The sequence below is a fragment of the Streptomyces sp. 15-116A genome, from assembly GCF_025290915.1.
Taxonomy (GTDB): Bacteria; Actinomycetota; Actinomycetes; order Streptomycetales; family Streptomycetaceae; genus Streptomyces.
The window spans coordinates 33,390-43,358 of sequence record NZ_JAOCQE010000026.1 but is presented as its reverse complement, the minus strand read 5'-3'; the positions used below and the strand labels follow the sequence as shown (position 1 = coordinate 43,358).

At 73.0% G+C, this 9,969-nt stretch carries 10 protein-coding genes; 3 read left to right on the top strand and 7 right to left on the bottom strand.

All coding sequences use genetic code 11. The features are described from left to right. Both panC and N4P33_RS07770 read right to left on the bottom strand, forming a co-directional pair. The coding region (gene panC / locus N4P33_RS07775; RefSeq protein WP_260825566.1) for a pantoate--beta-alanine ligase at positions 1-736 on the bottom strand (736 nt) is incomplete at its 3' end. Next, positions 733-1,665, bottom strand: coding sequence for a Rossmann-like and DUF2520 domain-containing protein (locus tag N4P33_RS07770; RefSeq protein WP_260825565.1), 933 nt, complete (start codon positions 1,663-1,665; stop codon positions 733-735). The genes panC and N4P33_RS07770, both read right to left, overlap by 4 nt. Before the next feature lie 212 nt (positions 1,666-1,877). Between N4P33_RS07770 and N4P33_RS07765 the strand changes: the two genes are divergently transcribed. Continuing rightward, positions 1,878-3,089: a low specificity L-threonine aldolase gene (locus N4P33_RS07765; protein WP_260825564.1), complete on the top strand. Its 1,212-nt coding sequence runs from the start codon at positions 1,878-1,880 to the stop codon at positions 3,087-3,089. On the opposite strand, the gene N4P33_RS35540 is transcribed toward N4P33_RS07765, so the two are convergent. Continuing rightward, positions 3,064-3,378, bottom strand: a complete 315-nt coding sequence (locus N4P33_RS35540) for a hypothetical protein (protein WP_313904466.1) — start codon at positions 3,376-3,378, stop codon at positions 3,064-3,066. The genes N4P33_RS07765 and N4P33_RS35540 overlap by 26 nt on opposite strands. 151 nt (positions 3,379-3,529) lie before the next feature. Between N4P33_RS35540 and N4P33_RS07755 the strand changes: the two genes are divergently transcribed. Further along, positions 3,530-4,636, top strand: coding sequence for a DUF5937 family protein (locus N4P33_RS07755; RefSeq protein WP_260825563.1), 1,107 nt, complete (start codon positions 3,530-3,532; stop codon positions 4,634-4,636). A 37-nt stretch (positions 4,637-4,673) separates the two neighbouring features. Here the strand turns inward: N4P33_RS07755 and N4P33_RS07750 are convergent, their stop codons facing one another. From N4P33_RS07750 to N4P33_RS07740, 3 genes are all read right to left on the bottom strand, one after another. Beyond that, entirely contained in the window at positions 4,674-5,306 is a 633-nt protein-coding gene (locus N4P33_RS07750) for an AAA family ATPase (RefSeq protein WP_260825562.1), read from the bottom strand. Positions 5,307-5,523: 217 nt separating this feature from the next. Further along, the gene (locus N4P33_RS07745) at positions 5,524-6,195 is read right to left on the bottom strand and encodes a response regulator transcription factor (protein WP_260825561.1); all 672 of its coding nucleotides are present in this window, start codon (positions 6,193-6,195) and stop codon (positions 5,524-5,526) included. Positions 6,196-6,260: 65 nt separating this feature from the next. Next, positions 6,261-7,463, bottom strand: coding sequence for a sensor histidine kinase (locus N4P33_RS07740; RefSeq protein WP_260825560.1), 1,203 nt, complete (start codon positions 7,461-7,463; stop codon positions 6,261-6,263). A gap of 118 nt (positions 7,464-7,581) precedes the next feature. Between N4P33_RS07740 and N4P33_RS07735 the strand changes: the two genes are divergently transcribed. Further along, positions 7,582-8,787, top strand: a complete 1,206-nt coding sequence (locus N4P33_RS07735) for an SAM-dependent methyltransferase (RefSeq protein ID WP_260825559.1) — start codon at positions 7,582-7,584, stop codon at positions 8,785-8,787. A 7-nt stretch (positions 8,788-8,794) separates the two neighbouring features. Here the strand turns inward: N4P33_RS07735 and N4P33_RS07730 are convergent, their stop codons facing one another. Next, the gene (locus tag N4P33_RS07730; protein WP_260825558.1) at positions 8,795-9,946 is read right to left on the bottom strand and encodes an NADH-quinone oxidoreductase subunit D; all 1,152 of its coding nucleotides are present in this window, start codon (positions 9,944-9,946) and stop codon (positions 8,795-8,797) included. Between the last annotated feature and the right edge of the window lie 23 nt (positions 9,947-9,969).

The following is a 9,969-nucleotide window of genomic DNA, read 5'->3' as shown; positions in this document are numbered from 1 at the left end:
TGGCGCTGAGCGCCTCGGCACGCGCGCGCGTGGAGGGCACCTCACGGGCACGCGCGCGCAGCGCCTCCTGCGCGGCGTGCCGGTCGCGGCCGGCGAACAGGGCCCGGGACAGGGCGAGGGCGGTGCGGCGCTCCTCGGGCGAGAGGTAGCGGTTGCGGCTGGACAGGGCCAGGCCGTCCTCCTCGCGCACGGTGGGGACGGCGACGATCTCCACGCCGAAGTTCAGATCGCGCACCATGCGGCGGATCAGGGCGAGCTGCTGAGCGTCCTTCTGGCCGAAGAACGCCGCATCTGGGCGGGTCAGATGGAGCAGTTTGGCGACGACGGTGAGCATCCCGTCGAAGTGCCCGGGACGGGCGGCGCCCTCCAGGCGCTCTCCCATGGCCCCGGCGCGCAGGGTGATCTGCGGCTTGCCGTCCGGGTACATCTCCTCGACGGACGGCGCGAAGACGATGTCCGCGCCCGCCTGCTCGGCGATCCTCAGGTCGGCGTCCAGGGTGCGCGGGTAGCGGTCCAGGTCCTCGCCGGCGCCGAACTGGAGCGGATTCACGAACACGGTGACCACCACGTAGCCCTCGCGGCCGACGTGCTCCCGCGCGGCGCGGATCAGTGTGGCATGGCCCTCGTGCAGCGCCCCCATGGTCATCACCACGGCGGTACGGCCGGGAACAGAGAAGTGGTCGAGGACGTAGTCGAGGTCCTCCACGGTGGGAACGAGTTCAAAGGCTCGGCTCATCGGTCTTCCCCGTTCTTGGGCGGCGCCGCTCCGTCCGCGAGTACCCCGAGGAGGTCCTCGGCGAGTTCGGGCTTGAGCAGGCCGTGGGCGAGGGCGCGGTCGGCGGTGGCGCGGGCCATCGCCAGGTAACCGGCGACGGTTCCCGGGGCGTGCCGGCGCAGCTCGCCGATGTGCGCGGCCACCGTGCCGGCGTCGCCGCGCGCGACGGGGCCGGTGAGCGCCGCGTCACCGGAACGCAGGGCGTTGTCCAGGGCGGCGCCGAGCAGCGGGCCCAGCATGCGGTCGGGGGCCCCGACACCGGCACTGCGCAGCAGCTCCATGGACTGGGCGACGAGGGTGACCAGGTGGTTGGCGCCGAGCGCGAGGGCCGCGTGATACAGCGGGCGGTTCTCCTCGGCGATCCACTCCGGTTCGCCGCCCATCTCGATGACGAGGGCCTCGGCGGCCAGCCGCAGCTCCTCGGGCGCGGTCACACCGAAGGAGCATCCGGCGAGCCGCTGCACGTCGACGGGGGTGCCGGTGAACGTCATCGCCGGGTGCAGGGCGAGCGGCAGCGCACCGGCCCTCAGGGCGGGGTCCAGCACCTTCGCGCCGTACCGCCCGGAGGTGTGCACCAGCAGCTGCCCCGGCCGCACGGCGCCGGTGCCGGCGAGCCCGGAGACCAGCTCGGGCAGCGCGTCGTCGGGGACCGTCAGCAGGACCAGTTCGGCCCGCTGCAGGACGTCGGCGGGCGGGACCACCGGCACGTCGGGGAGCATCTGCTCGGCGCGCCTGCGGGAGGTGTCGGACACGGCGGACACGGCCACCGGGCGGTGTCCGGCGAGCTGAAGGGACGCGGCCAGGGCGGGACCCACGCGTCCGGCGCCTACGACGCCGACGGTGAGCCGCGCGGGGCGGTCCCTGGGATCCGGCTGTGGGGTTGTGTTCACGCGACGGCGGCCTTCCCGTTCCAGTCCGCTCGGGGTACCGGACGATTTCTCGTCATGTTAACGCGATCGGTTACCGGGGTGTCCGGCTGTCCACAGGCTGTGGGTTTCCGTGCGGGTGCGGGGCACGGGTGCGTGCGGGAATGGTGGGGCACGCGCGCGTGCGCGGAATATGCGGGTGCTTACGTGGAGCGGTGCGCGGGATGATCGCGGGCATGAGCGATACGGCGGAACAGACGGAACCGGACCGGGACGAGGCGTCGCCGGAGGAGCCGCGGGCGCGGCTGCGGGAGCGGCTGCGGGAGCGGCGGCTCGCGGCCCACCGGGGTGCGCGGCGTGTCCTCTCCCGTCCGGGGTTCACCGCGTCTCTGCGGGAGCGGCTCGCCCTGCTGGACGACGTGGGCGACCTGTACGACCTCGACGAGCCGTCCGACCTCTACGGCAACGGCGTCGTGGAGGCTCTGGAGGAGAAGGTCGCCGGTCTGCTCGGGCTGGAGGCCGCCGCGTTCTTCCCGACCGGCACGATGGCCCAGCAGGTGGCTCTGCGCTGCTGGGCAGGCCGTACCGGCAGCCCGGTCGTCGCCCTGCACGCGCTCAGCCACCCCGAGATGCATGAGCGGCAGGCCTTCAGCCAGGTCAGCGGGCTGCGCCCGGTGCGGGTGACCGGTGCGCCCCGGCTGCCCACCGCCGAGGAGGTACGGGACCTGGACGAGCCGTTCGGCACGCTGATGCTGGAGTTGCCCCTGCGGGAGGCCGGTTTCGTGCTGCCCACCTGGGAGGAGCTGACGGAGGTCGTGGAGGCCGCGCGGGAGCGTGACGCGGTGGTCCACTTCGACGGGGCCCGCATCTGGGAGTCCACCGTCCACTTCGGCCGCCCGCTGGACGAGATCGCCGGCCTCGCGGACAGCGTGTACGTGTCGTTCTACAAGTCCCTGAAGGGGTACGGAGGCGCCGCGCTCGCCGGGCCGCGCACGCTCGTGGACGAGGCGAAGGCCTGGCGGCACCGGTACGGCGGCCTGGTGTTCCAGCAGTTCCCGACCGCCCTGTCGGCGCTGGCCGGGCTGGAGCGGGAGTTGCCCCGGCTCCCGGAGTACGTGCGCCACGCGCGCGTGGTGGCCGCCGCGCTGCGTGAGGGCTTCGCCTCGGCGGGGGTGCCGTGGGCGCGGGTGCAGCCCGAAGTGCCGCACACCCACGAGTTCCAGGTCTGGCTGGCCCACGACGCGGACGCCGCCACCGAGGCGGCCGTCCGTCAGGCCGAGGAGACGGGCGTACTCCTGTTCTCCCGCGCGTGGGAGGCCCCGGGCCCCGGCCTCGCCCTCACCGAGGTCTCGGTGGAGGCGGCGGGGCTGAAGTGGACGGCGAACGACGTACGGGAGGCGGTCGCCGGTTTCGCGGCCCGGCTCAACGAAGGCGGGGGCCGCCGGTAGGCCACGGGCGGGGGCCGATGTCCTGCGGGCGGGAGCCGGGGTCGCGCGGGCGGAAGCCGGGGTCGCGCGGGCGGGGGCTGGTGTTCCGCCGCCGCGGGTGGAGCCACCGGCCCAGGGCATGGCGTATCCGCCCTCGGGCCGGACGGCCGGCGAGCACCGCGCGGAAACGGCGGTGGTCGCAAAGGGCCCGCAGGACCCGGAGGTCGTGCGTGCCCGGCGCGGGCGGGACCGGCCGGCCGTGCTGCAGGGCGCAGTGGACGTCGAGGAGGTACTGCTCGGTCGGGCTCATGACGGATCGCCTTCTCGGGTCGGTGGATCACGTTCCCGGGGGCGGGGCCGGGTTGCCCAGCGTGCGCCCGGCCTCGCCAGGACGTCCTCTCGGTTGACGGGCTGCGTCAAACGGCGGCGGGGTTGTCAGTGGTGGGGTGCACCATGTGGGCATGGGCGTGTACATCGACATCGCGGGGCTGCGGCCGGAGAGGGTCGTCGCCGTGCCCTCCCCGCTGGCCGAGCTCGGCATGGCGCTGCACGCGCTGTCCGAGCCGGGGCACCATCCGGGCCTGCAGGGCTGGGTCACGGGCGTGACCGCGCGGCTCGACCCGCATCTGGCCGACCGGATGTGCGAGGCCGACTTCCTGTGGCGGACGACGTTCTCGGACCTGTTCCTGCCCTGTGCGGGCATCCCGGACGGCGCCGCGCTGCCGGGCGCCACGCTCGCCGAGGAACTGGACCTGCTGGACAAGCTGTCGGACGAACAGTTCGTGGACGCCGCCCTGGAGTTCACCTGCGCCCTGCCGTACAGCGTGCCGGGTCCCGGCCCGCTCGGGGACGCCGCCCTGCGCCGCCGCGCGCTGGAGCTGGCCGCCGCGCGGGGGCCGCAGCAGCTGCGGTTCAGTGAGCGGCTGCTGGCCGATCCGCCCCGGATCCGGGGCTGGTTCCGGCAGTTCCTCCAGGACTGCGACGAGGCGTTCTTCGCCGAGGCGTGGTCCCGGCTGCGCCACCAGCTCGCGGCCGACACCCGCCACAAGACGGACCTGCTCAGACGCAAGGGGCTCGCGGAGGCCCTGTCGGCGGTGTCCCCGGCGGTCACGCTCGACGAGAGGGCCCAGCGGATCACGGTCGACAAGCTGGGCGACGGCCGTACGGTCACCGGCGAGGGCGGTCTGCTGCTGGTCCCGACCAGCCTCGGCTGGCCGCACCTGATGGTCCTGCACCGCTACGCCTGGCAGCCGGTGCTGCACTATCCGGTCGGCTCCGCCGAACTGGCCACACCTCCCACGGTCGAGCAGCTGACCCTGCGGCTGACCGCGCTGTCCCACCCGGTCCGTATGCGCATCTGCCGCCATCTCGCCCGCAGCGCGTACACCACGAGCGAGCTGGCGCAGGTGCACGGCATGACGGCACCGGAGATATCCCGGCACCTGGGCGTGCTGAAGAAGGCGGGCCTGGTGACCACGCGCCGCCGCGGGCGGTACGTCCTGCACCAGCTGGACGTGACGGTCGTGGCGCGGCTCGGCAGCGACTTCCTGGAGGGCATCCTGCGCTGACACCGAGCGTCGGTGCGTGGCTGCGCCGGGGCGCGGCTCAGTCGAAGCGGATGTGCCGGAGCCCGACGCCCGCCTGCCGCAGCCTGGTGCGCAATGGTCCTTCGTGGTGGGGGCGCAGGGTCAGTCCGGCCAGGACGGCGATGCGGTCCGCCGTCTTCGGCACGGTCGTACGGTCCGTCCACAGGTGCTCGGCGAACTCCGGCCGGACGAGCCGCTCCAGGCAGTGGTCGAGCTGCTGGACGGCCCAGCTCTCCCGGCGCAGGCCCGCGTTCTTCCCGGCGACGAACCGCAGGACCTGCCCGAGGCCACGCTCGCGCAGCCGTCGCAGGACGGTCTCGCGCTCGGCGAGGAGGGTGAAGTGGCGGACGTCGTGGCCGAGTTCGCGCAGCCGGCCGACGGTCTCCGCGAAGTAGCCGGAGTCGGTGACGGTCATGGGCGCGATCACCACGCCGTCGTGCCGGGCGAGGGCGAGGTCGAGCACCTCGACGACGCCCTGCCGCCAGGACACCAAGTCCTGGAAATCACCCCGCAGTTCGGGCGGCAGCATCCGGCGCAGCCCGAATCCGGCGTGCTCCGGGTCGCAGACGACGCTGCCGGGCAGGCGGCGGTGTATCTCGTACGCGGTCTGTGTCTTGCCCCCGCCGAAGGGGCCATTGATCCACAGCAGCATGCGCGGCACCCTAGGCCCTGTCGTCAAATCCCCGTCTGCCTGGCGACGCCATGCACGCACTCTCGCCGCACCGGGCGCCGACCACGTACAACCGGTACGCCGGTCGACGCCCGGCACGCCGAGAGCACGCACCTGACGCCGCCAGGCCCGCCCTTCGGGCGGACGACGGGGATTTGACGACAGGGCCTAGCGACGCGAAGCGCCGGCGGGTGGCCGTTCAGCCGTGTCCGCCCGCCCGCACGAGGCCCGTCTCGTAGGCGAGGACCACCACCTGCACGCGGTCGCGCAGTCCCAGCTTGGTCAGGATGCGGCCCACATGAGTCTTCACGGTCGCCTCGGACAGCACCAGCCGGGCCGCGATCTCACCGTTGGACAGGCCCTGCGCGACGAGGATCATGACCTCGCGTTCCCGCTCGGTGAGCCGTCCCAGCTCCTTGTGCTCGGGCTGCTTGGCGCCGCCCGGCAGCATCGGCGCGAAGCGGTCCAGGAGCCGGCGGGTGGTGGACGGGGCCACCACGGCGTCGCCGCTGTGCACCGCGCGGATCGCGGCGAGCAGCTCGCCCGGCGGCACGTCCTTGAGCATGAAGCCGGACGCGCCCGCCTTCAGTCCGGAGAAGGCGTATTCGTCGAGGTCGAAGGTGGTGAGGATCAGCACCTTCGGCGGGTCGGTGTCCGCGCAGATCCGGCGGGTGGTCTCTACCCCGTCGAGCTTCGGCATACGGACGTCCATCAGCACGACGTCGACGGCGGTGGACCGCAGCACCTCGAGCGCCTCGACGCCGTCGCCCGCCTCCGCCACGACCTCCATGTCCGGCTGGGCGGCGAGCACCATCCGGAACCCGGTGCGCAGCAGCACCTGGTCGTCGACGAGCATCACACGGATCGTCATCGGGGCCTCTTCCGTCGTTGCGCGCGGCAACTGTTACAGGTGTCAACAAAGGGCATGGGCAGGCGTCAGTGCGCGGGTTTGAGGGGCAGCAGGGCGCTGATGCGGAATCCTCCGCCCGGGCGGGGACCCGCGTCCAGGGTGCCGCCGACCATGCCGACCCGCTCGCGCATGCCGATCAGGCCGTGGCCCTGGCCGTCGAAGCCGCCCTCCTCGTACAGCTCGTGCGGGGCGCCCTTGCCGTCGTCCTCGACGAGCAGTCCGAGCCCGTCGTCGAAGTAGACCAGCCGCACGCTGGCGCCCGCGTTGGGCCCGCCGTGCTTGCGGGTGTTGGTCAGCGCCTCCTGCACGATGCGGTACGCGGTGAGCTCGACGCCGCTGGGCAGGGGGCGCGGGGTGCCCTCGACCTTGAAGTCCACGGGCAGCCCCGACTCCCGGCACTGCTCGACGAGGTCCTCGATCTGCTGCACATCGGGCTGCGGGACGTACTCCCCGGCCTCCTGGTGCTCGCCGGTGCGCAGCACGCCGAGCAGGCGGCGCATCTCGGCCAGGGCCTGTCGGCCGGTGGAAGAGATGGTCTCCAGGGCCTTCTTGGCCTGGTCGGGGGCGGTGTCCAGGACGTACGCGGCACCGTCGGCCTGCACCACCATCACCGACACGTTGTGCGCGACGACGTCGTGCAGCTCGCGCGCGATACGGGCGCGTTCGGCGGCGACCGCGACCTTCGCCTGCGCCTCGCGCTCCTTCTCCAGCCGGGCCGCGCGCTCCTCCAGCTGGGCGAAGTAGGCGCGCCGGGTGCGGATGGAGTCGCCCAGCACCCAGGCGAGGGCGAACGGCACAGCCTGGAAGATCATTATGGCGATGTTGCCCGCCGTGCTCGTCTGCTCGTTGGGCCAGCGCAGCTGCGCCAGGGGCGCCGCGCACAGGCCCGCTGTGAGCGCGAAGCGGGAGGCCCAGCGGGCGCCGATCGCCGCGACCGTATAGACGATCACCAGCATGGCGAAGTTCGCGGGCAGCGTCGCCACGTCGGCGACCAGCTGCACCACGCCGACCGCCGCCGCGAGGATCAGCATGCGCTCCGGCATCCGGCGGCGCAGCGCGACGACCAGGGACAGCAGCAGCATCACCGGCACGGTGAGCGCCGGGAGATCGGTGCCCTGGTCGGCCTCCGTGGACGCTCCGCCCAGCACCGAGATCCCGAACAGGACCACGGCCCAGAAGCCGTCGACCCATGCCGGGTGCCTGCGGAGGAAGTCATAGAGGCGTTGCACGTAACCCAGCGTAGGGAAGCGAAATGCGTGCAGGGGTCAACCGGAGGGCCGATCCCCGGTCGGCACGTGTACTCCGCAAGGTGGAGGCCTGGCATATCCGTGCGCTTAATCTGGGCCGGTGACAGGAGAGACGGCGGACGGCGAGTGGCGCGGGTGGCGGGACGCGGCCCGGGACGCGCTGTACGGGCCCGTTGGCTTCTATCGCAGGCCCGAAGGACCGGCCGGGCACTTCCGTACGTCGGTGCACGCCTCGCCGCTGTTCGCCGGGGCCGTGGCGCGGCTGCTGTGCCGGGTCGACGAGGCGCTGGGCCGGCCCCCGGTGCTCGACTTCGTGGACATGGCGGCCGGGCGGGGCGAACTGATCACCGGGGTCCTCGCCGCGCTGCCCGCCGACGTGGCCGCACGCACGCGTGCGTACGCCGTCGAACTCGCCGACCGGCCCGGCGGGCTCGATCACCGGATCGAGTGGCGCGCGGAGCCGCCGGAGCGGATCACGGGGCTGCTGTTCGCCAACGAGTGGCTGGACAACGTGCCCGTGAACGTCGTGGAGGTGGACTCGGCGGGGGTGCCCCGGCTGGTGCTCGTGCGGGCGGACGGGGCGGAACGGCTCGGGGAGCCGGTCGCGGGCGCGGAGGCGGAGTGGCTGGCGCGGTGGTGGCCGCTGGCCTCCGAGGAGGGGCTGCGGGCGGAGATCGGGCTGGACCGGGACCGGGCGTGGGCGTCGGCTGTGCGGGCGGTGGAGCGGGGTCTGGCCGTCGCCGTGGACTACGGGCACACGGCGGACGCACGACCACCGTTCGGGACGCTCACGGGTTTCCGCGAGGGCCGCGAAACGCTGCCCGTGCCGGACGGTTCGTGCGACATCACCGCACATGTCGCACTGGACGCCTGCGCCAGGGCGGGCGCGCGTGCCGACGGGCGCCTGGCGGGGAACGACGCGCCTCCCGACGGGCCCCCGGCTGGGAGCGACGCGCCGCCCGACGGGCGCCAGGCAGAGCCCGGCGGATCTCTCGGCGTACGCCCGGCAGAACGCGACGCGCCTCCCGACGGGCGCGAGGCAGAGCCCGGCGCGCATTCCGGCGTACGCCCGGCAGAGACCAGCGCGCTTCCCGGCGTGCGCCTGGTGTCGCAACGGGACGCTCTGCGTGTTCTTGGTGTGACCGGCGCGCGCCCCCCGCTTGCGCTGGCGTCGGCGGATCCGGCCGCGTACGTTCGCGCGCTCGCGGGGGCCGGGGAGGCCGCTGAGCTCACCGCGGTGGGTGGGCTCGGGGACTTCGGGTGGGTCGTGCAGTCGCTCGGGGTTCCGGACGTTCTCGGGGAGTGAGCGGTCCCTACTTGTCGATGTCCCCCACCACGAAGAACATCGAGCCCAGGATCGCCACCATGTCCGCCACCAGCGTCCCCGGCAGCAGCTCGGTCAGTGCCTGGATGTTGTTGTACGACGCCGAGCGCAGCTTCAGCCGGTACGGGGTCTTCTCGCCCTTGCTGACCAGGTAGTAGCCGTTGATGCCGAGGGGGTTCTCGGTCCAGGCGTAGGTGTGGCCCTCGGGCGCCTTGAGGACCTTGGGCAGGCGCTGGTTGACCGGGCCGGGCGGCAGCTCGGCCAGCCGGTCCAGGCAGGCGTCGGCGAGGTCGAGGGCGTTGTGGGTCTGCTCAAGCAGGCACTCGAAGCGGGCGAGACAGTCACCCTCCTCGCGGGTCACCACCTTCAGGACGTCGCCCAGCTCGCCGTACGCCAGATACGGCTCGTCGCGCCGCAGGTCGAAGTCGACGCCGGAGGCCCGCGCGATGGGCCCGCTCACCCCGTACGCCCGCACCGTCTCGGGGGTGAGAACGCCCACCCCGCGCGTGCGCCCGCGGAAGATCTCGTTGCCGAGCACCAGGTCGTCGAAGCGGTCCATCCGGGAGCGCACATCGGCGACGGCTGCACGCGCGCGTGCAGTCCAGCCCGCCGGGAGGTCCTCCTTGAGGCCGCCCACGCGGTTGAACATGTAGTGCATGCGCCCGCCGGACACCTCCTCCATGACGTGCTGGAGCTCCTCGCGCTCCCGGAACGCGTAGAAGATCGGGGTGATGCCGCCGAGCTCCAGTGGATAGGAGCCGAGGAACATCAGGTGATTGAGCACCCGGTTCAGCTCGGCGAGCAGCGTGCGCAGCCACACCGCGCGCTCGGGCACCTCCATGCCGAGCATCCGCTCCACGCCGAGGACGACGCCGAGTTCGTTGGAGAACGCCGACAGCCAGTCGTGGCGGTTGGCCAGCATGATGATCTGGCGGTAGTCGCGCGCCTCGAACAGCTTCTCCGCGCCCCGGTGCATATAGCCGATCACCGGCTCCGCACGGGAGATGCGCTCGCCGTCCAGGACGAGCTTCAGGCGCAGCACGCCGTGCGTGGAGGGGTGCTGCGGGCCGATGTTGAGCACCATGTCGGTGCTCTCCGCCGCGCCGCCGATACCGACCATGGTCTCCGTCGTAGGAGTCATGCACACAGTCTCTCCTACGTACG

Bases quoted from the DNA above. Each gene is read 5' to 3' on its own strand.
- N4P33_RS07765 (WP_260825564.1), top strand. From the start codon at position 1,878: ATGAGCGATACGGCGGAACAGACGGAACCGGACCGGGACGAGGCGTCG.
- N4P33_RS35540 (WP_313904466.1), bottom strand. From the start codon at position 3,378: ATGAGCCCGACCGAGCAGTACCTCCTCGACGTCCACTGCGCCCTGCAG.
- N4P33_RS07755 (WP_260825563.1), top strand. From the start codon at position 3,530: ATGGGCGTGTACATCGACATCGCGGGGCTGCGGCCGGAGAGGGTCGTC.
- N4P33_RS07750 (WP_260825562.1), bottom strand. From the start codon at position 5,306: ATGCTGCTGTGGATCAATGGCCCCTTCGGCGGGGGCAAGACACAGACC.
- N4P33_RS07745 (WP_260825561.1), bottom strand. From the start codon at position 6,195: ATGACGATCCGTGTGATGCTCGTCGACGACCAGGTGCTGCTGCGCACC.
- N4P33_RS07730 (WP_260825558.1), bottom strand. From the start codon at position 9,946: ATGACTCCTACGACGGAGACCATGGTCGGTATCGGCGGCGCGGCGGAG.